This window comes from Dolomitihabitans soli (genome assembly GCF_022213955.1).
In the GTDB taxonomy this organism is placed as follows: Bacteria; Actinomycetota; Actinomycetes; order Streptosporangiales; family Streptosporangiaceae; genus Streptosporangium_A; species Streptosporangium_A soli.
On record NZ_JAKNTW010000041.1, the window covers coordinates 79853 to 103577 of the forward strand.

The 23725-nt window shown below is 70.9% G+C and carries 21 protein-coding genes; 8 read left to right on the forward strand and 13 right to left on the reverse strand.

The features are described 5' to 3' along the window. Positions 1-42: 42 nt before the first annotated feature. The 4 genes from MBA17_RS44820 to MBA17_RS44835 are packed head-to-tail and all read right to left on the reverse strand — an operon-like array spanning position 43 to position 3495. Entirely contained in the window at positions 43-1242 is a 1200-nt protein-coding gene (locus tag MBA17_RS44820; RefSeq protein ID WP_238504658.1) for an ABC transporter permease, read from the reverse strand. Further along, positions 1239-1940: an ABC transporter ATP-binding protein gene (locus MBA17_RS44825; protein WP_238504718.1), complete on the reverse strand. Its 702-nt coding sequence runs from the start codon at positions 1938-1940 to the stop codon at positions 1239-1241. Before MBA17_RS44825 ends, MBA17_RS44820 begins: the two co-directional genes overlap by 4 nt. Positions 1941-1945: 5 nt before the next feature. Continuing rightward, on the reverse strand, positions 1946-3022 hold the full coding sequence (locus MBA17_RS44830; protein ID WP_238504665.1) for an efflux RND transporter periplasmic adaptor subunit: 1077 nt from the start codon (positions 3020-3022) through the stop codon (positions 1946-1948). After that, positions 3019-3495, reverse strand: coding sequence for a hypothetical protein (locus MBA17_RS44835; RefSeq protein ID WP_238504667.1), 477 nt, complete (start codon positions 3493-3495; stop codon positions 3019-3021). The genes MBA17_RS44830 and MBA17_RS44835 overlap by 4 nt, the downstream gene beginning before the upstream one ends. Positions 3496-3661: 166 nt before the next feature. Here MBA17_RS44835 and MBA17_RS44840 point away from each other — a divergent pair, with 166 nt between their 5' ends. Together MBA17_RS44840 and MBA17_RS44845 are read left to right on the forward strand one after the other, a co-directional pair. Then, positions 3662-4318, forward strand: coding sequence for a response regulator transcription factor (locus tag MBA17_RS44840; RefSeq protein WP_238504669.1), 657 nt, complete (start codon positions 3662-3664; stop codon positions 4316-4318). A gap of 1 nt (position 4319) precedes the next feature. Beyond that, positions 4320-5459, forward strand: a complete 1140-nt coding sequence (locus tag MBA17_RS44845) for a sensor histidine kinase (RefSeq protein ID WP_238504674.1) — start codon at positions 4320-4322, stop codon at positions 5457-5459. 464 nt (positions 5460-5923) lie between these two features. Here MBA17_RS44845 and MBA17_RS44850 read toward each other — a convergent pair whose 3' ends face one another. Next, positions 5924-8113: a protein kinase domain-containing protein gene (locus tag MBA17_RS44850; RefSeq protein WP_238504686.1), complete on the reverse strand. Its 2190-nt coding sequence runs from the start codon at positions 8111-8113 to the stop codon at positions 5924-5926. Positions 8114-8124: 11 nt separating this feature from the next. Beyond that, on the reverse strand, positions 8125-9525 hold the full coding sequence (locus MBA17_RS44855; RefSeq protein ID WP_238504694.1) for a DUF4407 domain-containing protein: 1401 nt from the start codon (positions 9523-9525) through the stop codon (positions 8125-8127). A gap of 243 nt (positions 9526-9768) precedes the next feature. Between MBA17_RS44855 and MBA17_RS44860 the strand changes: the two genes are divergently transcribed. The 3 genes from MBA17_RS44860 to MBA17_RS44870 are packed head-to-tail and all read left to right on the forward strand — an operon-like array spanning position 9769 to position 14153. Beyond that, positions 9769-11196 carry a hypothetical protein gene (locus MBA17_RS44860; RefSeq protein WP_238504695.1) on the forward strand — a complete coding sequence of 476 codons (1428 nt, stop codon included), beginning with the start codon at positions 9769-9771 and terminating at the stop codon, positions 11194-11196. A 51-nt stretch (positions 11197-11247) separates the two neighbouring features. Continuing rightward, on the forward strand, positions 11248-12228 hold the full coding sequence (locus MBA17_RS44865) for a hypothetical protein (protein ID WP_238504697.1): 981 nt from the start codon (positions 11248-11250) through the stop codon (positions 12226-12228). Beyond that, positions 12225-14153, forward strand: coding sequence for a hypothetical protein (locus MBA17_RS44870; protein ID WP_238504699.1), 1929 nt, complete (start codon positions 12225-12227; stop codon positions 14151-14153). The genes MBA17_RS44865 and MBA17_RS44870 overlap by 4 nt, the downstream gene beginning before the upstream one ends. 31 nt (positions 14154-14184) lie before the next feature. Here the strand turns inward: MBA17_RS44870 and MBA17_RS44875 are convergent, their stop codons facing one another. Continuing rightward, positions 14185-14673 carry an STAS domain-containing protein gene (locus tag MBA17_RS44875; protein ID WP_238504701.1) on the reverse strand — a complete coding sequence of 163 codons (489 nt, stop codon included), beginning with the start codon at positions 14671-14673 and terminating at the stop codon, positions 14185-14187. Between the two features lie 275 nt (positions 14674-14948). Here MBA17_RS44875 and MBA17_RS44880 point away from each other — a divergent pair, with 275 nt between their 5' ends. Together MBA17_RS44880 and MBA17_RS44885 are read left to right on the forward strand one after the other, a co-directional pair. Further along, positions 14949-15692: a GAF and ANTAR domain-containing protein gene (locus tag MBA17_RS44880; protein WP_238504703.1), complete on the forward strand. Its 744-nt coding sequence runs from the start codon at positions 14949-14951 to the stop codon at positions 15690-15692. A gap of 55 nt (positions 15693-15747) precedes the next feature. Next, on the forward strand, positions 15748-16692 hold the full coding sequence (locus MBA17_RS44885) for a DNA polymerase domain-containing protein (RefSeq protein WP_238504705.1): 945 nt from the start codon (positions 15748-15750) through the stop codon (positions 16690-16692). A 92-nt stretch (positions 16693-16784) separates the two neighbouring features. Here the strand turns inward: MBA17_RS44885 and MBA17_RS44890 are convergent, their stop codons facing one another. Together MBA17_RS44890 and MBA17_RS50840 are read right to left on the reverse strand one after the other, a co-directional pair. Continuing rightward, positions 16785-17960 carry an epoxide hydrolase family protein gene (locus tag MBA17_RS44890; protein ID WP_238504706.1) on the reverse strand — a complete coding sequence of 392 codons (1176 nt, stop codon included), beginning with the start codon at positions 17958-17960 and terminating at the stop codon, positions 16785-16787. A 131-nt stretch (positions 17961-18091) separates the two neighbouring features. Continuing rightward, on the reverse strand, positions 18092-18658 hold the full coding sequence (locus MBA17_RS50840) for a CGNR zinc finger domain-containing protein (protein ID WP_238504710.1): 567 nt from the start codon (positions 18656-18658) through the stop codon (positions 18092-18094). A 62-nt stretch (positions 18659-18720) separates the two neighbouring features. Between MBA17_RS50840 and MBA17_RS44900 the strand changes: the two genes are divergently transcribed. Continuing rightward, on the forward strand, positions 18721-19413 hold the full coding sequence (locus MBA17_RS44900) for a maleylpyruvate isomerase family mycothiol-dependent enzyme (RefSeq protein ID WP_238504711.1): 693 nt from the start codon (positions 18721-18723) through the stop codon (positions 19411-19413). Positions 19414-19545: 132 nt separating this feature from the next. Here the strand turns inward: MBA17_RS44900 and MBA17_RS44905 are convergent, their stop codons facing one another. The 4 genes from MBA17_RS44905 to MBA17_RS44920 form a co-directional block, all read right to left on the reverse strand. Then, positions 19546-20394, reverse strand: a complete 849-nt coding sequence (locus MBA17_RS44905) for an LLM class F420-dependent oxidoreductase (RefSeq protein WP_238504712.1) — start codon at positions 20392-20394, stop codon at positions 19546-19548. Between the two features lie 202 nt (positions 20395-20596). Then, positions 20597-21976 (reverse strand): glycoside hydrolase family 6 protein, encoded by a 1380-nt coding sequence (locus tag MBA17_RS44910; protein ID WP_238504713.1) that lies wholly within the window; start codon positions 21974-21976, stop codon positions 20597-20599. Between the two features lie 428 nt (positions 21977-22404). Further along, positions 22405-23457, reverse strand: coding sequence for a hypothetical protein (locus MBA17_RS44915; RefSeq protein WP_238504714.1), 1053 nt, complete (start codon positions 23455-23457; stop codon positions 22405-22407). A gap of 56 nt (positions 23458-23513) precedes the next feature. Continuing rightward, on the reverse strand, positions 23514-23725 hold a 212-nt coding region (locus MBA17_RS44920; RefSeq protein WP_238504715.1), incomplete at its 5' end, for a LamG domain-containing protein.

Consider the following 23725-nt stretch of genomic DNA (forward strand, 5'->3'; position numbering starts at 1 on the left):
CCGGACGGACCGAGCTTCTGGGGCGGCGACGCCGGTTCAGACTCAAGGTGCGGCCAGGGCTTCGGTGGGAGCGAGACGCGCGGCCCGTACGGCGGGCCATAGGCCGGCAATCGTGCCGATCGCGACCGTGACCGCGACTCCCCCGGCGACCGCCGTCGCGGGCACCACGGTCTGCCACCCCTGCGATGTCGCGTACCCGGCGGTCACCAGGCTGCCCAGCACCGCCCCGGCCACGCCGCCGAGCACCGACAGCAGCACCGCCTCCACCAGGAACTGGCCACGGATCTGGCCCCGGTTGGCGCCCAGGGCGCGGCGCAGCCCGATCTCGCCGCGCCGCTCCAGCACCGAGATCACCATGGTGTTGGCCACGCCGACGCCCCCCACGACCAGGGCCACCGCGCCGAGGCCCAGCAGCAGGCCGGTGAACGCCTGTTCGGCGAGCTTCTTGGCGGCCAGCGCGTCCGAAGGGCGGGACACCTGCACCTCCCCGGGGCTTCGCGGGTTGGCGGTGGGCGCGAGCAGGGAGCGGACCAGGTCGATCCGCTCCTCGTCCGCGCGCACGTAGACGGTCGTCGGATGGCCCTCGTGGCCGAACAGCCGCCGCGCGGACGGCCCGCCGACCAGCGCCGCGGTGTCGATCTCGGGCGCCAGCTCGACCGGCGCCAGGATCGCGATCACGGTGTGATGGACCCCGCCGATCAGCACCTGCACCCCGTCGCCCACCCGCGTGATGCCCAGCCGGGCGGCGCTCGCCTGGCCGAGGACGACCACCGGGTAGCGGGCGGTGGCGGGGTTGAGCCACGTCCCCGCGGCCAGCCGGGCCTTGAGGACCGTCAGGAGTTCCAGGTCGGCGGCGTGAACGGTGATGCCGCCGCTCTCCCCCTTGGGGATCCGGTCGTGCCGGTAGACGCTCACGTCATCCACCCTGGCGGTGGAGGTGGCCTGCCGTACGCCGTCGGTTCTGCGGACCATCGCGGTCGCCTCCGGGGGCAACTCCGCCTTACCGCCGAGCAGCGCGTCGCCGGGGCCGACGGTGAGCAGGTTGGTGCCCAGGCGGCTGATCTGCGCGTCGAGGTCGGCCCTGCCGGAGGAGGAGATGCCCACCACCGACACCATCGCCGCGATGCCGATCGCGATGCCGAGCGCCGACAGGAAGACCCGGGCCGGCCGGGTGCGCAGGCCGGCGCCGCCGGTGCGCAGCATGTCCGCGGGCGACAGTCGAACCCGTGACCTCCTGCTCATGACGGTCCCCTCTCGTCCTGCCGGGTGTCGGCGACGACCCGGCCGTCCCGCACCTCGATACGGCGCGGCAGCGCCGCGGCGACCTCCCGGTCGTGGGTGATGACCACGACGGCCGAGCCCGCCTCGTTGAGCTCGCGCAGCAGTTCGAGAACGGCCGTCCCCGAGGCGGAGTCCAGCGCGCCGGTGGGCTCGTCGGCGAGGAGCAGCAGCGGTTCACCGACGATGGCCCTGGCGATGGCCACCCGCTGCATCTGCCCGCCGGACAACTCGTGTGGCCGATGGCGGGCCCGGTCGGCCAGGCCCACCTTGGCCAGCGCCGCCTCGGCCCTGGCGCGCCGCTCCCTGCGCGGCACTCCGGCGTACAGCAGGCCGTCGGCGACGTTGTCGAGCGCGCTGACGCCCGCCGCCAGGTGGAAACGCTGGAAGACGAAGCCGATGGCACGGGCGCGCAACTCGGCGGTCCGCCGGTCGCCGAGCGTGCCCACGTCGTGGCCGTCGATGCGGACGGTCCCGCCGGTCGGCACGTCCAGCGTGCCGAGAAGGTGCAGCATGGTGGATTTGCCCGACCCCGACGGGCCCACGATGGCCACGAACTCCCCCGGCCCGATGGCGAAGCTCACCTCGCGCAGGGCCGCCACCCCGCCCGGATAGAGACGCGAGACTCCGACCAGTTCGGCGACCGGCGGGCCGCCGGTCATCGAACTCACCGGGCCACCTCGACCCGGGCTCCGGCGGCCAGGCCCGCGCCCGCCACCTCGACCTTCCCACCGGCGAACATGCCCGTCCGGACCTTGACATCCCGGACGGAGCCGCCGGGGCCGACGAGGGTGACGCCGTAGCCGCCGCCGGGCAACGCGATCAACGCCGACACCGGCACCGCCAGCACGTCCTCCTTGCGGGAGCTGACCAGCGAGACCTCCACCGGCGCGCGGTCGAACCGGCGGGCGGCGCGCGAGGCGGCGATGTCGATGGTCACGTCGACCGTGTCCTCCTTCGAACCCGTGCTGTTCGTACGCTTCTTCACCGTGGAGCCGATGGCGGTCACCTTGCCCTTGACCGTCGATCCGCCGGGAAGGGCGACGGTGACACCGCCTCCCTTGCGGACCAGGCGATGGTCACCGACCTTGATCGGTACGGTGGCCACCCGCCGCAGCGAGGTGAGGGTGAGCACCGGCGTGCCCGGCGCCAGCATCTGACCCAGGGCCGCCTTACGGCTGTCCACGCGCACCGGTCCGGGCGCGAACCACACGGTGGCCGGATCCACCTCTCCGGTCTCCTTCTGGCCGCGGTCCTCCTGCCACCGGCGGACCGCGGCGGCCGTGGCGTAGCTGTAGTCGTCGTCCACGGTGAACCCGGTGTAGCCGATGGCGGCCAGCGCCTGCTCCAGTTGCCGGACGTCCTTGCCCTCGTCGCCCTCCTTGAGGGTGCGATAGGCGGGCCGCGTGCCGTACAGCAACGTGACGATCCTGCCGTCCGCCTCGTAGAGCCGCTTTCCCTGCCGGATGACCCGGCCCTTGCCGGGACGCCAGGTGAGCCGGCCCGGCACGGCCGCGCCGACCTCGGCGCGACCGGCGTACCCGAGTGTGCCCTGCACGGTCTTGCGTTCCAGCAGCGTCATGCGTTCGACGGCCGCCGTGACCCGTGGGGGCGGCGCGGCGCGCGGTGTCTCGGGCGACGGGCCGCCGTCCAGGACGAGCGTGACCGCGGCGACCACGGCCACCACGGCCAGGACGGCCGCCGCTCCGGCCGCCGCACGTCGGCCGGGTCGCCGTTCGGTCACTGCCGCACCTTCGCGGCGCACTCCTGTGCCGCCTTCAGCATCTTCTCCCCGCCCGCGGAAATGGCCATCCCCTGTCCGCGCTTGGGGTCGTCGATCTCGATGCCCTTCTCCCGCATGCACTTGGTCATCGCGACCTGCCGCTGGTACATGGCCTCCGGGTCGGCGGCGTCGGGGTGCGCCAGCCTGAGCTTCTCGCAGGCCTTCTTCGCCTTGTCGGTTTCGGGACCGGGCTCCGGCATCATCATGGCGCCGCTGGGCTCAGGGTCGGGCATGTCGACGCCGTTGTCGCGCATGCACTTGGCGTACTTGAGCTGGCCCTCATGGAACGCCGCGTCGTCCTGGGCGATGGGCCCGACGGGGCCGGCGGACGCGGCCGGATCGGCGCCGGCCGCGGGTTCCTGCGCCTGGCCGCAGGCCGCGGTCGCCATGGCCAGGACGGCTGTCGCCAGAATGAGGCGGATGGGGCGTCGCATGCGATCCTCCGATATCGGTCACCGCCCGGCCAATCGCCGAGCGGACGACCATCAGGACAGCACCCCCGCGGTTACGCACCGGTTAGCAGGCCATCCGCCCCGCTTAACCGGAAACTAACGCGCTATCTGGATAAATAGGCCGCATCTGCAACAAGGGGAGTACGTCGTGCGCCTGCTGATCATCGAGGATGAGTCGACGCTGGCCGACATCCTCGCCGAGGGCCTGCGAATCGAGGGGATCGCCACCGACATCGCCCTCGACGGCGACCGTGGTCTGGAACTGGCCACCGTCCACGACTACGACGTGATCATCCTGGACCGGGACCTGCCGCTCGTGCACGGCGACGACATCTGCCGAACGCTGGCCGGCCGCGACGGGGTCAGCGCCCGCATCCTCATGCTCACCTCGGCCGGATCACTGGAGGACCTGGTCGGCGGGCTCGCGCTGGGGGCCGACGACTATCTGTCGAAGCCGTTCTCCTATCCCGAACTGCTGGCGCGGGTGCACGCGCTCGCCCGCCGCGCCAGGCCCGCCGCCGCACCGGTCCTGACGTGCGGCGGCGTGGAGGTGGACGTGCAGCGCCGCACCGCCCGCCGCGACGGGCGTCAACTGACGCTGACCCCGAAGGAACTGGGCGTGCTGGAGGAGCTGGTACGAGCGGAAGGAGCGCCCGTGTCCACCGTCCACCTGCTGGAGAAGGTGTGGGACGCCGAGCTGGATCCGTTCAGCGGGGTGCTCAAGGTCGTCGTCCACGGGCTGCGCCGCAAGCTCGGCGACCCGCCGCTCATCCAGACCGTGTCCCGCTTCGGATACCGGATCTGAGGTGGCCAGACTCACCGTCAGGGGACGGCTCACCCTGGTCTACGCGGCCGTGTTCGCGGTGGGTGGGCTGCTGCTGCTCGGCCTGAACTACGCGATCGTGAGCGGCAGCCTGGCCGAGCGCGGCAGTTCGGCGATACTTGCACGCACCACCCCTGACCCGTCCCTCACCGTCTGGCCCACACCCAGGGCGACGAGGGCCATCGTCTTCGCCTCCACGGAGGCGCTCGACGACTACCGCGCGGCGGTGCTGTCGGACATGCTGCTGCAGTCCTCGCTGGTGCTGGTGGGCGCGATCGGGCTCGCCGTACTGGCCGGGCGGGTCATCGCCGGGCGCACGCTGGCCCGGCTGCACCACATCACCGCGACCGCCCGCGAGCTGTCCGAGCGCGACCTCAACCGGCGCCTCGCCCTCGACGGGCCACAGGACGAGCTCAAGGAACTAGGCGACACCTTCGACGCCATGCTGGGCCGGCTGCAGGACGCCTTCGACAGCCAGCGCCGCTTCGCCGCCAACGCCTCCCACGAACTGCGCACTCCGCTGGCCATCCAGCGCGCGGCCGTCGAGGTGCCGCTGACCACCGGGCAGGTCCCCGCCCACCTGCTCCCCGCGATGAACCGGGTGCTCGACGCGTCCCAGCGCAGCGAGCGGCTGATCGCGGGCCTGCTGCTGCTCGCCTGCGGGGAGCGCGGCCTGGCCGAGACCCGGCCGGTGACCCTCTCCCAGGTCGTACGGCAGGCGTGCGAGATGCTCCCCGACGACCACGACGTGGACGTACGCCTGCGGCTCGGCCCCGGCCAGGTCGACGGTGACCCCGTGCTGCTGGAGCACCTGGTGCGCAACCTCCTCGACAACGCCGTTCGCTACAACGTCCCCGGCGGCCGGGTCGCGGTCACCACCGGGACCGGCCCGAGCGGCACCGAGGTGACGGTGACCAACACCGGCCCGCGGATGGCCGCCGACCAGACGGCCGGGCTGTTCCTCCCCTTCCACCGGGGCAACGGACAACGGCTGTCGCGTGCCGACGGAAGCGGCCTGGGGCTGTCCATCGTCCGCTCGATCGCCGACGCGCACCGCGCCACCGCCACGGCCATCCCCGGCCCGGACGGCGGGCTCGTCGTCACGGTCACCTTTCCTGCCTGACCTCCCCGCTGGGCCGACTCATCAGTTCTCGGATGACTTCGCCCGCATAACGGGCCTTCCCGCTTCTCATCCGCCCGGGGGTAATGAATCACGGGTCCCGATAATTCACGACAAATGAAAGACGCACGCCGAATTGTCCGAACTTTACCAAAAGTGCCCACATGGACGCTAAATGGCTAATGCTCCATTTGTTAAATTGGTGTTGATTTCGGGTGATTCAACACGAGCGCCTGGCGATCTACGGCCGGGGCGTGCCGTACCAGCGCCAGGTGGTGAGGCGTGGGTTTCCGGGGAGGGCGGCACGGCCCTGCGGCACGCGGAATCCGACGATTGCCTGCGGGGGTACGGCTCACGCGGCGTGGCCGACCTTCGCGAGGTACGGCTCGCACGGTGTGGCCGACCTTCGCGATCTGCGCCTCGCGTGGCGTCGGACGAGCCTTCGCCAGGAGGATGAGCGGCCGGGGTCAGAGCTTCTTGAGGTAGCGGTCCACCTGGGCGCGGAGCGATGGGCGCAGGCCGGCGAGCAGGCGGTCGGCGCGGCCGTCCGACGATGCCCTGAGCAGCCCGGCGACGGTGGCCGGTGGGACGTGGCCGAGCACGTCGCAGGCGCGCCGTACCGACATCGTCTCCAGCAGCCTGGTGGAAACCGGGACCACGCCGAGGGTGCCGATGACGCCCGCGGCGGTCCGGGCGTCGGCGTGCGAGAGGATGCGCACCGCCTCGCTCGGCCGTAGCTCGCTCATCAGCCCGGCGGCCCCCGCGGAAGTCGTGTAGTCGAGCGCCCTGCCGACGCGGGCGGGTGGCAACGACTGGAGCAGGGCCGCCGTCTGCGCGGGCCTGGCCGTCATCGAGGAGAGCAGGGCGCCCGCTGTTCGTGACGAGACTTCGGCGAGGATCGAGGCGGCTCTGTTCCCCGGCATCGCCTGCAGGATGGTGGCCGCGGCCGACGCATGCACCAAGCTCAGCAGCTTCTGGGCGGTCACGGAGGGAAGGGCGGCGAGCAGCTCCGCGGCGGCGCCGGCCGCCATGCCGGTGAGCAGCTTGGCCGCGTCGGCGGGGTCGAGCCTGGCCAGTTCCTCGGGCCTGGGGGACGCCGGCTCCACGGCGGCGTGCCGGACCGGCCGGAGCCACGTCGGCTGAGGTTGCGCCGGGTGGAGTCGTACCGGCTGGGGTTTCCGCGGGACGGGCTTCGTGGGCGTATTGTCCTCGGGCTCACGCGGTGGGACGGGACCAGGCGACGAACCGGGTTTCGGCGACGGGGCAGGTCGTTGCGCCGGCAGCGGACTTGACGCGGGAACGGGCTTGTCTGAGGCGCCGGGATTCGGCTCCGGTCGCACGCCGGGACTACGTGCAGGCGGCACACCGGGACCCGGCTCCGCAACCACGCCAGGACTACGCCCAGGCGGCACACCAGGACCCGGCTCCGCAACCACACCGGGACTACGCGCAGGCAGCACACCAGGACCCGGCTCCGCAACCACGCCAGGACTACGCCCAGGCAGCACACCGGGATCCGGCTCCGGGAATGGGCCGGGTACCTGGACGGGTTCTGCCGCGACCGGGCTGAGCTCCGACAACGGGCTGGGCGACACGGCAGGGGCGGGCACGGCAGGACTGGGCGCCGGAAGCGGCCTCGGCGACGGGACTGGGTTCGCCGCTGGGCGAGGGCTGCGCTCCGGGCCGGGACCGGGATCGCGATCGGGCGCAGGACCAGGCGTGGGATCGGGACTGGGCGCGGGGGTGGGGGTGGGATTGGGGGTGGGATTGGGGGCGGGGCCTGATTGGGGGGGTGGGAGCGAGGCGGGGTTGGGCGGCTGCTGAGGGGTGGACGGGCGGACGGGGTGAGGGGGTGGGCCGTGGGCGATGGCGTTCAGCAGTGGGATGACTTCCTCGGCGGTGCCCCGCTGGGCGGGATCCTTGTGCAGCAGCCTGAGGATCGCGTCGTACAGTGCTCCCGGGCAGGTGGCGGGTGGGGGCGGGTGGCTGGTGACGGCCCGCATGGTCGCCGAAACGGTGTCGCGCCGAAACGGGGAGTACCCCTCCATGGCGTAGAACAGGGTGACGCCCAGGGACCACAGGTCGGAGGCGGCGGTGGGGTCGAGACCGTCGATCCGTTCGGGTGCGGTGAACTCCAGGGTGCCGGGCAGGACGTTGTGGGAGGTGAGGCCGCTCTCGCCGAGGATGCGCGCGATGCCGAAGTCGAGGAGGACCACCCCGCCCGTCTCGCTGATCATGATGTTGGCCGGCTTGACGTCACGGTGCAGCACCTCGGCCTCGTGCGCGGCGGCCAGCGCGGACAGCACCTCCCCGCCGATCGTGGCGATCTGGCGTTCGCTGAGCCCGCCCCGGCTGATCAGCTTGTAGAGCGACTGCCCCTTGATGTAGGCCATGACGATCCAGGGGTGGTCCCGCTCCAGGAACATGTCGTAGATCCTGACGATCCCCGGGTGGTCGATGCTCGCGGGGGCCCGCGCCTCGATCAGCGCCCGGCGCTGCCGTACGGACAGCGGCTCGCCGCCGGGGGTCAGTACGAGTTCCTTGAGCGCCACCCGGCGTTTCAGCAGTTCGTCGATGGCGAGCCAGACCGTTCCCATCCCGCCGCTGCCCAGTTCGGACAGCAGCCGGTAACGCTTTTTCACCAGCTGGTTCGGCATCGTCGCCGGGCTCAGGTCTCGTCGGGGAAGAGCTCGAACTCGCCCGAGCGGCTGGTGTCCGGGCCGGGTTTGCGGATGGTCCTGGTGTCCGACATCTCGCGGAGCAGCTCATCGTCCAGGGAGCCCCGGTTCTCGCCCTCGTCGGGCATGGTGGGCGTGGGCTCCGTGTGCGGCCTGGGCGGCGGCACGGTCATGGTGGGCGTGGGCTCGGGCTTGAAGGAGTCGGGGATCACGGGCTCGGGCTGTTCTGCGCGGGGCGTCCAGATGTCCCACACGGTGGTGGGGCCGTTCTCGGCCTGCGGGCTGGGCCGGGCCCCGAACTGGGGGGCGATGCTGTCGCGGGCGTTGCGCAGTTCGTGGTTCGCCGCGACCGCCAGGACCTTCTCGTAGTTGCCGGAGCGCTGCATCAGTTTGACCGCGACCGGCAGGCACTCGATCAGCAGGAACAGCAGGAACAGCAGGATGTGGGCGGTCCGCAGGGTGATGTCCTGGCCGGACACCTCGTTGAGCGCCTGCAACCGGATCAGCAACCCGTCACTGGCCCGGTTCTCCGCGTCGAACGCCGCCTGCAGGTCGCGCTGCGCTCGCAGCGCGGCGTCGAGCTCGTCCTGGGCCTTGGGCAGCTCGGACTTGGCGGTGGCGAGCCGGATCTGCTTGGCGCCCTCGTCGGTGTCCGCGAGCTCGGCCTTGCGGTCCTCGATCTGCCCGTTGATCAGATCGACCCTGGCCTTGGCCTTGTCGTACGCTCTCTTGCTCGCCTGGGCCAGCACGCCGTCGCCCTTGCGTGGGCAGCGGTCGCCGCCGTACAGCTGGCACTGCCATTCGTTGTAGTGCTTGGTGGCCTGGGCCTGCTGGGCGTTGCGTTCCTTGGTCAGCGCCTTGATCTTCGGGTCTCTGGCCGGGTCGAGCGGGACGTCGCCGTTGGAGGCGACCACCTTCTGCAGGCTGCTGACGTTCTTGCGGAGCCGGGCGACGTTCTGCCCGACGGTGCCCTCGGCCTGCTGGTCGGCGAAGGAGTTGGCACGTTCCTGCTTGATCTCGACGATCTGCGCCTCGATCTCGGCGTTGAAGATCTGCAGGACCAGCGGAGTGGAGATGGCCAGGCCGAGCAGCACCGCCATGATCACCCTGGGCAACGCCAGCCGCCAGCGCCGCGGCCCGTCGGCCTGCATGGTGCCGACCAGCCACCGGTCGAGGCTCATGATGGCCAGCGCCCAGATGAGGCTCGCGGGGATGGCGAGGAAGATGCTCACCTCGAGCGCGCTGTTGAGGGCGAACGTCATCGACACGAACGCCAGCACGCTTGTGGTGAGCACCGCGCCGCCGATGCCTTCGAACTTGGCTTGTTCCGTGGGGCAGCGCGCGAGGATCTCAGGCCGAGCACCGGACAGGGTTATCAGAAACTTTTTCATCTACGCCCTTCCAGATGGCGCCCCAGCTGGGAGACTTCTCTGCGGGGTATCACCGGATCTCGCATCCTAATATATTTTCGACATCCAGCTCCGACGAAGATATGGATTCTAGCCGCCTGAACCCTTAAATGATCACTTAGTGTAACGAGAGAAGGCGGCGGAAAGATATCAGCGCAGAGGCAGTGGCCGCCGTCCCAGGATGTAGTGAATGAATCCATTCGAGAACCATGACGGAGGCCGCAGTTGACGGAGTCGGGCGAGGATCTGCTCACCAAGGCTCTCGCCGAGGCCATCGCGCAACTCTCAGGTCCCCGACGGTTAACCGTCGTCGAAGTGACCGTCAGCGGAATCACCACCTTCGGCCTGCGCCGCGACGAGACCGGCACGCCCCGTTGCCGGTTCGGCCCGCCGGTGCCCTGGACCGACCTGGCCGGTGACCCGGCGACCGACCCCCCGGAAGAGGCCACGGAGGAACAGGTGCTCCTGGCCGCCGTCGGCGTGCCCCCCGGCTCCGAGGTGTTCCTCGTGTGCGGCTCCCCCGACGACCCCCCGACGGCCCAGGTGATGGAGTGGCTGCGCGCCGCGCGGCCGGAGGCCACGGCGTTCACCCGGCCCGGCGCGCGGGTCGAGACGCTGCTCCGCGAGATCCTCCTCCACGAGCCGCTGTGCCGCTCCTACGACCTCGTGGTGCTGAAGCGGCACCCCGAGACCGGCCGGCTCGAACTGTCCAGCCATCCGCTCTTCCTGGTCGGGGCGCGCCGCGGCGACACGCTCAGGGTGCAGGTCCGCTGCGACCACGGCGACGAGTACGGCACCGCGTTCGCCGTGGTGGCGTGGCAGGGCCCGCGGCCCCGGCTGCTGTCGGTGCAGACGGCCAGGCTCACTCCCGGCCGCTACGACTTCACCGCCGAACTGGAGCGTCCGGGCCGGGTGAGGTTCGTCGGCCTGCCGGGGCTGGTGCGCGACGACCGCGACTGGGCCGAGCTGATCGCCGCGGTGCCCGCCGTACTCGGCGGTGAGGTCGAGCCCGCGCATCTGATCTGCGCGGTCGAGGTGAGCGGGGCCGCCAAGCAGGTCGACGAGCGGCTGATCCGGGTCCGGCAGATGATCACGGTGATGTCCGGCGGGACCACGCCGGAGCTCGTCGTGTCCCTGGTCGCCTACGGCGCGCACTCCTATGACCGCAGGGCCACGCAGGAGCCGGTGGAGGTGGCCGGTTGGCTGATGTCCCCCGAGCAGGCCCTGCACTCCCTGACCGACTGGGAACGGCGGGGCGCCACCACGCCGGGCTACCCGTACGCGGCGCAGGTCGAGGACATGCTGGCCGAGGTGGCCGACCGCCTGGGAAAGACCGAGCCGCGCAGGACGGTGCTGCTGACGGTAGGCGACCGGCCGCCGCATCCGCCCAGGGTGCATCGGTCGGAGATACTGCCCTGCCCCGACCGGCACGACTGGGAACTGCTGCTGGCCTGGATCGAGCGGCGGGCCGGCATGACGCTCGGGGCGATCTGCGACCGGCCGCCCGAGCAGGCCGACCCGATCTGGCAACGCCTGGGCGGCGGCGCGCCGATCCAGCTGGAGGTCGCCGATGTCCGGCGGCTCGGCGACGACCTCGGCCTGTCGCCGCCGAAGGCCCAGCGGATCCCCTTCCCTTTGATCGAGACGCCATGACCGGGATCGCGACGGGGATGCTGGTGAACGACGAACGGAATGAGGTCCGCCATGGTCTCTGACGCGGGACCCGCCCGCCCCAACATCGCGATGTGGGGTGCGCCGACCAGCGGCAAGACCACGCTGCTGGCCGCGCTCAGCATCGCCCTGCTGCAGAGGAGGAGCCCGTGGCGGATCGTCGGCGCGGACGACGCGTCCACCGCGTTCCTGAAGGACAAGGCCGCCGCCCTGTCCCGGGGCAAGGAGTTCCCCCGGGCGACCCAGGCGATGGACCGTTACCGCTGGGTGCTGATCGGCGAGGGCGAGCAGCGCGACGGACTCCTGCGCCGCAGGCCGAAACCGACCCCCGCGCCCAGGATCGGCCTCAACCTGCTCGACCCGCCCGGCGGGGTGTACGGCGACGAGCCGGACAAGTTCGGCACCGACCAGCAGGAGTTGCTCGACAACCTGGTCGGCAGCAAGGGCATCGTCTTCCTGTTCGACCCGCTGCGGGAGTTCGAGAGGGGTGACGCCTTCGACTACCTGTACGGCGCGCTGACCCAGCTCGCCGGGCGGATGCTCGGCTCGGACGGATACACCGGGGACAGGCTGCCGCACCATCTCGCCGTCTGCATCACCAAGTTCGACGAGTATCGCGTGCTGGAAACCGCGAAGGAACTGAAACTCCTGGTCACCGACCCCGAAGACCCCTACGGCTTTCCGCGCATCGACGACGATGACGCGGTCGAACTCTTCAAATGGTTGTGCCGGATATCGGCCAGCGGCAGCGCGGAGATGGTGCTGAACGCCCTGGACCAATTTTTTCGGCGTGACCGAATCAAGTTTTTTGTCACGTCCTCTATCGGCTTCTACCTCGACCCGAGGACGAACTTCTTCAATCCCGATGACTACCAGAATCTCATTCCGAAGCCGGCCGAGGGCGTCTCGTTCCACATCCGCGGCCCGGTGCACCCGATCAACGTGATGGAGCCGATCGTGTGGCTCGGGGAGAGGCTCGCGGGTGAGCCGCCGAACGAAGGGCCCGGCCGATGAGCGGGGAGACCGTCCAACTGTCGGCCGAGTGGGCGATCGAGGGAAAGCAGCCGGGCAGCCTCGACGACTACGGGATCCTGGCCTGCAGCCAGGGGCAGCTCGGCCACAACGACTTCGCGAAGATCAAGACGCGGTACACCACCGGGACCCCCGAGGAGCTTCCCCAGGTGACCCTCGCCTGGGTCGGCGGCGGCGAGAACACCCGGCTGGTGCTCGCCATCCAGGAATGGTCCGACCAGGAGGACAGGACCGGGCGGCAGATCGCCGTCACCCGCTACTTCTGCGTGCCGTACTCTCAGGTCGCTGCGCAGCCGGTGTCGTATGAGGCGCTCTACCTCGCGCTGGACCGGAGCCCGCTGCCGGCCGCCGACCCGCTCACGTTCAGCGTCCCCAGGCTCGATCCGGCGGCCATCGCGGCGCGGATCGACGGGACGGCCATCGGCGCGGCGGCGCTGCTGCTGACCGACCAGCACGTCTGCGTCCTGCGGGGCGAGTCGCTCCCGCTGCTCGACAGGCTCCGCTTCCTGGACACCGTCGCCGCACTGCTCCCGTACGGCATGCGGACCAAGCTGACGGCGGCCACCTGGACCAGCAGCACCGCCGAACACAAGATCAAAGTTTCGTTCGCCAGGCATGTCCCCGAGGGCACGCACTCGATCATCTGGGGTGGTCTGGCGAGGGTCCCGACCAAGGCCTACGACGTGGGTCACTACCTTGACCTGCTGCTGCACTGCTCCCGCTACACCGAGCTGGTCGGCTGGCTCGCCGCCGCGGGCGAACCGCTGGCGTTCCAGCCGAGCGGGGTGACGAAGGCTCTGGCCACGCTCGCGGCGTTCCACGTCCCGTCCCGCTCCGGAGACGTCACCGTCGCCATCGCCAACCCCGTCGACCACTACAGCGTCGAGGCGCTGCTGAACGAGTGCGCCGACCTGGTCCCGCAGGGGCAGTCCCTCCGGCTCACCGCGATCCTGGACGGCCTGGCCCGGCAGGCCGGGGCACGGGGGAACGCCGCCACCAGAGACGAGCAGGTCCACTACCGAAAGATCATCAGGGAACGCCGCCTGCTGGAGGGCGACCGGGGACTGCCGGAGAGCCTGCACCTCCAGCTGTGCGGCGTGATCCTGGCCGTCGGCTACGGCCCGAAGCTCGTCTTCGAGGACATGCGGCGGATCTTCCAGGACTTCGCCCCCACCAGCGTGCTGATGGCGGCGATGGTGCGGATGCCGGCCGAGCCCCTCGTCGCTCTCACCCTGGCAGCCAGGCTGGGGCCCGAGACGCTGACCATGGTGCTGGACGCGCTGGGGACCGCCTGCCTCGTCGAACTGGCGGCCAGGGAGCCGCATGACCCGCTGCTCGTGCAGGTCATCTGCGACGAGCTCGTCAGGCGGGGCAGCAACGGCGCCGAGGACCCGGACATCGCCATGACGCTGCGGGAGCACCGCTACCTCGTCGACGCCGTCCAGGCGCTGCACCCCGATCGGGTGGAGGTGCAGTTCGTGTTGCTCCGCAAGCTGCTCAAAGCGGCGTACGGCCCGTCCCTGCACCGACGGGAGTTCGAGGAGGTCGTCGGCGACCCTCCCGACTTCGGCTCGCCCCCGCTGATGGCCGCCGCGATCACGCTGCACGGACCGGGCGCCGGGGAGATCATCCTCACCTCGGTCGCCGACCGGCTGCGCGGGGCACGGCTCCCCCACGACACCATGCGCATGGTGGAGACCTACCTCTCCCAGCCCGCGTCGGCCGAACCCCTGCCCGAGCCGCGCGGCCGCCTCTCCCCGTGGGCTCGGCTCACCCACGGCCGGCCGCGTTCCCGCAAGTCCGCCCAGACTGCCATCCCCGTACGCACGCTTTACACCCTGCTGGCGGTGTTCATCGCCCTCTCGATCATCGAGTTCATCGCGCTGTTGCCGATCGCACAGCGGTGATCGACGCGCGGATCTCGTCTCCCCGCAGCGCTCACGCGGACCTGGTGTGCGAACCGCTGTCCGGGCGGTGCCCGAGGCCGTGACCGCAGCCGTCGTCGGCCGACCCGTCGGGCCACCCGGCGGCGATGGGCCTGGGCAGGGAGATGATGGGGAAGGAGACCGGGCCGCCGATCTCGGCGAGAAGTGCCTCATCGAGGGTGGCGTACATCTGGATGGAGGTGCCCCGGGCACCCGACTGCATCAGGTGGGTCAGCCGCTGCAACGCGGGGAGGGGCTCGGCGATCGACAGCGCCCCGCCGAGACCGGTCAGGGTCGTGTGCACGTTGTTCAGCACCCGGAAGCCGCACACATCGCAGAAGCGCAGCCGCGCGGCGGCCACGATGACGTGGCGAATCCCCTGGCTCGGCAACGGGCGCAGCACCGCGTCCGCCAGGCCGGCGCTGCTGAGGTCGAGCTCACCGTCGATTTCCACCACGGCCGTGTCCTGGCCGACGGTGGTCGAACGCACCGACAAGATCATCGGCAGCTCCTCTCGATCTGATGCCGGCCGCCGGTGGAAACGTGACGGCTGCGACGACGAGAAGATGGAGTCCCTGACACAGGTGCTTACCTCCGCAACATGGCGAGGCGGCCGCGTCTCTGGACCGATCTTCACGATACTCGCCCCTCGGTGTTTAAGCACTCCCGAACGTGTGTAAGGCTGGCAAAGTCGACGAGGGTATCTCTTATCCGCTCACATAGCGACTTGTCGCCGATGGCCAGGTCGGCTGACATCCCAGACTCGAAGGCCGCGCCATGTCCTCACCATCGATCTCGCCCGCGGGTCCCGCATGGCCGGACGCGCTGCTCTCGCTCCTGCTCTCGACCGGGACCTTCGACGCCTTCCTGCACGAGTTGACCGTGCTGACGGTGAAGACGCTGCCCGAGGACAGCCGATGCGGCATCACCATCACCCGAGACTCGCACGCCGCGACCATCGCCAACAGCGACGCGCTGACCCTGGCGATCGACGAGATCCAGTACCGCACCGGTGAGGGTCCCTGCCTGGAGGCCGTCGCCGACGGCGAGATCCACTACATCGCCGACACCTCCGACGAGCGGCGCTGGGCGGCGTTCTGCGCCGAAGCCTTCGCCCACGGGGTGCGCAGTTGCCTGGCGCTGCCGCTGCTGGGGCCGTTCGGCCCGGTGGGCACCCTCAACTTGTACAACTCCCGCCCCGACGCCTTCGACACCGTCGCCCAGGCACGGATCGGGAGGTTCGCCGGCAACGCCGCCGGCGCCGTCGCCCTGGCGCTGCGCATCGCCGACCAGACCAAGCTGAACGAGGACCTGCGCGCCACCCTGGCCTCGCGCAGCGTCATCGACCAGGCGATCGGCATCGTGATGGCGCAGCAACGCTGCCCCGCCCCGGTCGCCTTCGCCACCCTCAGCCGCGCCTCCCAGAACCGCAACCTCAAGATGCACGACCTGGCCGCCGAGATCGTCACCGCCGTGGGCGGCCAAGCGCCCGGCTCCGGCCCCTTCGAGCCACCCGGATGACGCTTCGTCCTGAGGGATGTTGATTTCGCGTCCCCCTATGGGCATCGTGGGGCGGGTGACCAGCGATGAGACGCGGGACGAAGTATCGCTCACCAACCTCGACCAGCCCCTGTTCGACGGGGCGGACGCCACCAAGCGGGACCTGGTCGACTACCTGGACGCGGTCCGCGACCGCATCATCCCGGTCCTGCGGGACCGCCCCCTGTCGGTGATCCGCGTACGGCCGGGCCAGGCGCCGTTCATGCAGAAGAACGTCCCCAAGTACACCCCCTCCTGGGTGCGGACGATGCCCGTCTGGGCGGAGGCCTCGCACCGGGAGGTGTCCTACGCCCTGTGCGACGACCGCCGGACCCTGCTGTGGTTCGCCAACCAGCGGGCGGTGGAGTATCACCCGGCACTGATCCGCGACGGCCATTTCACTCATCTGATACTCGACCTCGACCCGCCGGAGGAGAACGCGTTCCCGCAGGCCGTACAGGCCGCGTTCCTCATCCGGCGGGCCCTCGACGACGCCGGGCTGGCGGGCGCGGTGAAGACCAGCGGAGCCAAGGGCGTGCACGTGTTCGTGCCCGTCGAGGCGGGGGCCGCGATGGAGGACCTGGCCGCGGCCACCCGCGCCATCGCCGCACGCGCGGAACGCGTCAACCCGGAGATCGCCACCACGGCGTTCATCCGCGACGATCGCCAGGGCAAGGTGTTCCTCGACTCCACCCGGGCCGGGGGCGCGACCGTGGTGGCCGCCTACAGCCCGCGGATCCGGCCGGGCGCGCCGGTCTCCTTCCCCCTTCCGTGGGAGCGGCTCGACCAGGTCACACCTGCGGATTTCACCCTCAAGACCGCGGCCCGGCTGCTGGCCGACGGCGACCCCTGGGCAGAGCTCATGCCCGAGCCACAGCGGTTGCCGCCCGACCTGGTCGAGGAGGGGCACACCATCCCGGTCGCCCGCGTCCAGGCGATGCACGAGGGCAAACGCCGCGCCCGCGCCCGCCGCGCCGAATGACCCCTGCCACCACCCACCCCCGGCCCGGCGAACACCCACTCCACCGTCCGCCCGACCCACCGGAGGACCACTCCACCGTCTGTGTCCGGACCTCACAGAAGGGCCACTCCACCATCGGCCCTGACGGGTGCGAGGGGGCCGAAGAAGGCGCGGATCGCGTTGACGAGCATGTCGGGTACGGCCATCGCGACCATGTGGCTGGGGCTGTGGCCGTCCTCCCAGGACACGATGTCGTTGGTGCGCTCGGCGATCCGGCGCAACGCCGCCGGACCGCCATGCGACACCCCGGTCGGCACCTTGTCCTGATTTATCGGCATTCCCGCCGCGCCTTCGTAATACGGCCAGGACGAGGAGCCCGCCGTACCGGTCAGCCAGTAGAGGGTCGCGTTGGTGAGGAACTGATCCCGGCGAACAGGCTCGGCCCCGGCGTCGCCCCACCCGTCGAACTCCTTGAACCTTTCCACCAGGTAGGCGAGCTGGGCGACCGGCGAATCGGTGAACCCGTAGCTGAGCGTCTGCGGCCGGCTCGCCAGGTACGGCCCGTAGCCGCTGCCTCCGGCGAACCACTGCACCGCCTCCGCCAGGCTCTCCCGTTCCTCGTCGGTCAGCCCTTCGAGCTCGGCCGGGTCGCCGGTGGGCACGCCGAGCCCGGCGGTGATGTGCGCACCCACCATGTGCTCGGCGTCGACGACGGCCAGCTCGGGCGTGACCAGCGCCCCCGCGTCGTTGCCGTGCGCGCCGTACCTCTCGTAGCCCAGCCGGCTCATCAGCACGGCCCAGGTGCGGGCCACCCGGGCGATGGTCCACGGCCGCTCGTCGGCCGGCTCGGGGAACGGGGAGAAGGCGAACCCGGGTAGCGAAGGCGCGACGACGTGGAAGGCCACGGCGGGGTCGAGGCCGTGCGCCCGGGGATCGGCGAGCGGGCCGATGACGTCCATGAACTCGGCGACGGTATTCGGCCAGCTGTGGGTGAGGATCAACGGGAGCGCGCCGGGCTCGGGCGACCGTACGTGGACGAAATGCACCCCCTGCCCATCGATCTCGGTCGTGAACTGGGGAAACGCGTTCAGCCTGGCCTCCTCCCCACGCCAGTCGTAGCCGGTGCGCCAGTACTCCGCCAGCTCCCTGAGATACCCGACCGGCACCCCTCGGCTCCACTCCGCCCCAGGCAGCACGGCAGGCCAGCGCGTTCGTGCCAGCCGGTCCCGGAGATCATCCAGGTCGGCCTGCGGGATGTCGATGCGGAAGGGCCGGATCTCGGTGCTCATGGTCATCCTTCGGAGGTCGTGGTGCCGTACTCCTCGACCGTAGGAGGGATATAGGTCAACTTATGGCCTAGATAGTCCACTCCCAGCCTGTGCCGGTGTGGTTGTGCTCGGCGTCGCCGGGTCGGTGAGGTCTAGGACGGCGGCGCGGCACGGCGGGCGCGGTAGGCGGCCATCTTGGCGCGGGCGCCGCAGGTCTCCATGGCGCACCAGCGGCGATGGCCCGCCCGGCTGGTGTCCACGAACAGTTGCGAGCACGGGTCCTGCTCGCACACGTGGACGCGCTCGGCGAGCGGCCCGCCGAGCAGGTCCACGGCGTCGCGGGCCAGCTCGGCCAGCAGCGTCTGGAGCGTGGCCGCGCCGTTCACCTGGCGGAGGCGGCCGTCTGCGGCGATCTCCAGCCGGTGGGTCCTGGCCGGCCGTACGGCCCAGGCGTTCACGGTCGCGAGCGGGGAGGCGGGGATCTCCTGGGCGAGCCGGTGAGCGGTGAACACCTCGAACAACGACTCTCTCAACGCTCGGGCATCTTCCAGCTCTTGGGCGGAAATCTCCGGAACGGTGGGGGCCATGCCGGCGGCGGCGAACCAGCGGGCCAGGTCGGCAGGGGCGATCAGGCGCTCGACGGCGTCCATCCCGCGATGGCCCACGGTCGCGACGAAGTCGAGGCAGAGACGCCCGCCACGGAACCGGAAACTGTCCACGCCCCGAGGTTACCCGTTGAACCGGTATTGACGTTACCCGTTAAACCAGTAACCTGCTCTGCATGACGCCGACCGAACTCGTCTCCCATGTCCACACCGGGCACCGCCGTCTGGAAGGTCTGCTCGCCGATCTCACCGACGACGACATCCGCGCGCCGTCCGCGTTGCCCGGCTGGACCCGCGGGCACCTCGTCACCCATCTCGCCAACCTGGCGCACGCCTTCACCCGCCAGGCCGAGTACGCCCATCAGGGGCGGCTCATCGAGGTCTACGACGGCGGGCGGCCGGGCCGTGACGCCGCCATCGAGCGCGGCGCCGGCCGTACCGCCGCGGAACTGCGCGAGGCGACCACCACGGCGCACGCCACCCTGGAGAAGGCGTGGGCCGCGACCGGGGACGACGGCTGGGCACTGCCCGTCAGCTACCGCGACGGGGAACTGCTCGACACGGTCGTCACGCGCCGGCGAGAGGTCGAGATCCATCTGGCCGACCTCGACCTCGGTTACCTGCCGTCGAACTGGCCGGTCGAGTTCTGCGAGCACACCGCGACCTTCCTCGCCCCGCGCGTCCCCGACGGGATCAGGCTGACCCTGTCCGCGACCGACACCACGTGGAACTGGACCTCCGGCACGGGAGAACCCGTCGTGGTCCGTGGGCCCGCGGGCGACCTGACGGCCTGGCTCGCCGGACGGTCGACCGGCGGTCGGGTCACGGCCGAGAACGGCGACCTGCCCCAACTCGACCCCTGGCCGTGACCCGGACCGGCCTCTGGCCGTGACGCGTCAGTCTGAGGAGACCGCCTTCTGGCGCGGCACCGTGCGCGGTGCGCCCGGGAGCCGGGCGCCCGCCGTCCGGTCGTGGTGTGCGTGCCCGCACCGAACACGACCTCAGTTCAGAACCGCGGCGAGCGCCCGGTAGCCGGGCATCGGGTCCTCGCCGGGCGGGGCGAGGACCTGCACGGCGACGTGGTCGGCGCCGGCGTCGAGGTGCGCGGTGAGGCCGGCGGCGACGGTGGCCGGGGTGCCGTGCAGGGCGAGCGCGTCGATGAGCCGGTCGCTGCCGCCGTCGGCGACGTCGTCCTCGGTGTAGCCGAGACGCAGCAGGTTGTTGACGTAGTTGCGTAGCTGCAGGTAGGGATTCGCGACGACCTCGCGGCCGAGGGCGCGCGCCACCGTATCGTCGGTGTCGACGACGGCCTTGTGCTCGGGGGCGAGCAGCGGACCGGGGCCCATGATCTCCCGGGCCTGCCGGGTGTGGTCCGGGACGACGAGGTAGGGGTGCGCGCCCGCGGTGCGGTCGGCCGCCAGCTTGAGCGCACGGGGGCCGAGCGCGGCCAGCACCCGCCGATCCTCCGGCACGCCGCCGCTGTCGAGCTGGTCGAGATACTCGACCATCTTCTCGTAGGGCCGCCGGTAGACGTCCACGGCTTCCCGATGGCCCACCCCGACGCCGAGCAGGAACCGGTCCGCGTGCCGGTCGGCGATGCGCCGGTAGGACCGGGCCAGGGTGGTGGCGTCGTTGGTCCACATGTTCACGATCCCGGTGGCGACGGTGATCGTGCTGGTCGCGTCGAGGATCCGCGACACCGACTCCAGGTCGGCGACGGAGGACTTGCCCATCCCGAGCCACGCGGTCCCGTAGTCGAGGGCTTCGGCCTCCACGACCAACTCCCTACGCGTCCCGTCGTCGAACGCGGGACCGAGCCAGACGCCGAACCTGCCGAGATGGAGTGTCATCAGCTTCCCCAGTGCTAGACGGCCGATTGCCTTTCGAACCGAAATCTTCCCGCCGCACACCACCGCTCACCGGCCGGCCGCCCCGCCCTGACCAATCGTTTAACCGCGCCGACTCGGCAACCGTGCCGACGTCGTTCGACGGCACCGACGCGGCGGGGCCGGCCGCCGGCAGACGGCCGGCCCCGCCGCGCGGGAGAACGGGTTACTGGAGGGGCGGGTTGGCGTTGCGGACGAGCTCCTGGAACTGGGCCGAGAACCAGTGGCCCGAGAGCGGAGCGTTCGGCAGCGCCCCCGACATGTTGTACTGGTTGCGTACGTTGCCTTCATAGGTCGGGTCGCACATCCGGTCGAAGCCCTTGCCCTCGTCGTTGTCGATGAACTCGCTGGAGCCGTCGGACTCGCCGGGCGGCTTGATCCAGGCGTAGGCGTCGATGCCCGGCTCGGGGGCGGCGACCGGGCGCTCACCCAGGCCGGCGCCGGCCTGGTTGCACCAGTTGCCCAGGTGGAGCCGGCGGTCGGTGCGACCACCGTCCACGTAGGCGTCGGGGCTGGTCCGCGGTCCCGGGCCGGTCGGGCGGTCCGCACCGCCCCAGCCGTTGCGGGAGGTGTCGATCAGCATGCCGATCGACGAGTCGAACCCGGCCTGGACGAGCCGCTGCCGGAACGCCTGCGCGAAGGACAGCTCATCCACGTACCGGTTCCAGTCGATCCACTTGGCGTGCTCGCGGACCGCCTGACCGTTGACCGTGTCGCCGATGGCGAAGTAGGGCTCCTTCAGCGCGCCGTAGTTGGCGGTGTTGGTGATGAAGCCGGTGACGTTGCTCAGCGTGCTGCCCGAGGCGGTCGCGGCCTGGGCGAACAGGGTCGCGGAGGGGCCGAAGTTGTCGTCCCAGCCGATCCAGCCGTGGTGGCCGGCGTCGATGTAGTTGTAGACGTTGCCGATCGCGCCGAACTGGGCCAGGGCGTATCCGACGCCGGTGACGTAGTTGCCGTTCGTCTTCATCGTGTCGCACTCGGCGGTGGCGGTCTCGCGCGGCGTGACGTTGGTGACCAGGTTCGGCAGCGAGTCGATCTCGATGACCGTCACGATCCGCAGGCCGGCGTACGCGGGGTCGGCGAGGATGTCGGCGATCGGGTCGATGTACTCGGTCTTGTACCGGCCGATCTCGTCGGCCTTGAGCTCGCCGTTGGACGCCAGCGCGGAGCAGTCCCTGCCGGGCAGGTTGTAGATGACGAGCTGGATCACCAACTCCTGACCGGCGGCCTGACTCACCGCCTCGTCGAGGTGGTCGCGGAGGCCCATGCCGTCGCCGACCCCTTCGATCGCGGCTATCCGATCGAGCCACACGGCGGTCGGCTGGTCGGCGATGGCGCTGCCGCCGGGCTCGGCGGCGGCCTTCGCGGACCACTCGGGGTTCACGTAGACCTCGGCTCCCGCGTAGGGATTGTCCACGCGTGCCGCGCTGGCCGGGGCCGCTACGGCGAGGACCATCCCGCCTGCTGCGAGGGCGAGCGCGGTGGCCGACACCAGCGCGCGACGAGATCGTGACCATGCGCGACGACGGAAGGCATCTAATCTCATGGGTTCTCCTTTTGGGATCTCTGTGGGCTGGATCGCGTCGATTTTGGGAGCGCTCCCACACACTGTGGCGATGCCCTCGATCTCATTCGGAGCAGGCCGTCAGCGCTTGACACTCAAGCTGTCGCGCAACCACATCGCCTGTCAACCATCGCGTTACGGACGACCGAAAGCATCACCTTCGGACCCCGATCGCGCCATCGCGTGTTCACCAGGCGAGAAGCGCACACCCCAGAAGGCTCATTTGTGAGATCTGGACATGAAATTCCCTGAAAACCGGACTTATCGCAATCTGGTGGCGATACCACGTGGTCGCCACCGCGGCGAACGGTGAACGCCGCGCTAGATCCTCAGGTCACCGACGCGCGGCGGGACTCCGGGGGTCACGCTGACGAACACGGCCGCCACCACGCGCGGAGCGGAACGAGACCTCAGCGGGGCCGGTCCCCGTTGAGGGAGTAGCGCACGATCTGGTCGCCGGCGACCCCCCACAGCGTCGGGCCGCCGGGGACGCCCGTCACGGCGGTGATCGGGGCGGGTGGCGCGGCCGACGACCAGCGGCCGTTCGCGTATCTGAGCAGCCGGTAGGTCTCCGGAGGGTCGGTTTCCGGGTTCCAGCCCATGGCCGGCAGCCACAGTGCGCCGTCACGGCCGCGGGCGATGCCGGTCAGCTTCCCCGCCGACACGTCCACGGTGTGCCAGGCGACGCCGTCCCATCGGTAGAGCAACGGGCGGAACGTGCCCTCGGGGGTCGCCCATCCGCCCGCCGCCCACACCTCGCGGGGGCCGGTCGCGAGGATGGCGGTGAGCCGGGCGTCGGAGGAGCCGGACGGCGGATTCACGGCGGGCAGCGGGCTACGCGTCCACGCGACGCCGTCGAAGCGCATGACCGCGGGTCTCTCGCCGGCCTCGCCCGCCACCCAGATGTCGCGCGGGGAGAGGGCCGCGGCGGCGTGGCCGGTGACCGGGGTCCGGTGCGACGTCCAGCGGCGTCCGTCGAAGTGGCGGGCCCGCTGTTCGCCGAACGTCCACGCCTGCCGATCGCCCACCGCGAGCACCTCGGTGGCCTCGCCCGGGATGAAGCTCCAGCGCCTGCCGTCGTGGTGCAGCAGGCCCGACTCGCCCGCCTCCGGATCCTCCGCGACCACCCAGACGTTGCCGCTCCGCACCGCGTCGACCTTGGTGAGGACCAGGTCGCGGGCCCTCTTCGGCACCTCTTTGACGAGCCGCCGCCAGGCGTGGCCGTCCCACCGCAGCAGCAGGGCCTGGTGACCGTCGGTGCCGTAGGCCTGCTCCCCCACCGCCCACGCCTCGCCCGCGCCCGTCGCCGCGACGTCGGACAAGGTGGTCGCCTGGTCCAGGGCCGGCTGGGTGTGAACGACCCGCCAGCGGCCCTGCTGCTCCGCCTTCTGTTGCGGCGGTGGCGGCGAGGCGGGCGCGCACGCGGACAGGACCAGCAGGGCACACAGGCCGATTCGTCTCACCCGGGTGACCGTAGCAACACGCCGGCCGCGTGTACGGCCGGCGTGTCGTACGGACGTCAGCCGACGGGTGCGTTCATGTCGGTCTGGATCTGGGCCGCGGTGAGCGCCCGGTCGTAGACCCGGACCTCATCGATCAACCCGTCGAAATGCTCACCCCACACACTGTTGCCACCGATCCGCAACACCCCCTCGTCCACCCGGATCGGACCCGACGCCGCCTGCTGAGCCACCTGCACACCATTCACGAACAAACGCACCATCGACCCGT

Excerpts from the sequence above, each read along its gene's own strand:
- MBA17_RS44820 (WP_238504658.1), bottom strand. The coding sequence starts at position 1,242 with ATGAGCAGGAGGTCACGGGTTCGACTGTCGCCCGCGGACATGCTGCGC.
- MBA17_RS44825 (WP_238504718.1), bottom strand. The coding sequence starts at position 1,940 with ATGACCGGCGGCCCGCCGGTCGCCGAACTGGTCGGAGTCTCGCGTCTC.
- MBA17_RS44835 (WP_238504667.1), bottom strand. The coding sequence starts at position 3,495 with ATGCGACGCCCCATCCGCCTCATTCTGGCGACAGCCGTCCTGGCCATG.
- MBA17_RS44850 (WP_238504686.1), bottom strand. The coding sequence starts at position 8,113 with ATGCCGAACCAGCTGGTGAAAAAGCGTTACCGGCTGCTGTCCGAACTG.
- MBA17_RS44855 (WP_238504694.1), bottom strand. The coding sequence starts at position 9,525 with ATGAAAAAGTTTCTGATAACCCTGTCCGGTGCTCGGCCTGAGATCCTC.
- MBA17_RS44865 (WP_238504697.1), top strand. The coding sequence starts at position 11,248 with ATGGTCTCTGACGCGGGACCCGCCCGCCCCAACATCGCGATGTGGGGT.
- MBA17_RS44870 (WP_238504699.1), top strand. The coding sequence starts at position 12,225 with ATGAGCGGGGAGACCGTCCAACTGTCGGCCGAGTGGGCGATCGAGGGA.
- MBA17_RS44875 (WP_238504701.1), bottom strand. The coding sequence starts at position 14,673 with ATGATCTTGTCGGTGCGTTCGACCACCGTCGGCCAGGACACGGCCGTG.
- MBA17_RS44880 (WP_238504703.1), top strand. The coding sequence starts at position 14,949 with ATGTCCTCACCATCGATCTCGCCCGCGGGTCCCGCATGGCCGGACGCG.
- MBA17_RS44890 (WP_238504706.1), bottom strand. The coding sequence starts at position 17,960 with ATGAGCACCGAGATCCGGCCCTTCCGCATCGACATCCCGCAGGCCGAC.
- MBA17_RS44900 (WP_238504711.1), top strand. The coding sequence starts at position 18,721 with ATGACGCCGACCGAACTCGTCTCCCATGTCCACACCGGGCACCGCCGT.
- MBA17_RS44905 (WP_238504712.1), bottom strand. The coding sequence starts at position 20,394 with ATGACACTCCATCTCGGCAGGTTCGGCGTCTGGCTCGGTCCCGCGTTC.
- MBA17_RS44910 (WP_238504713.1), bottom strand. The coding sequence starts at position 21,976 with ATGAGATTAGATGCCTTCCGTCGTCGCGCATGGTCACGATCTCGTCGC.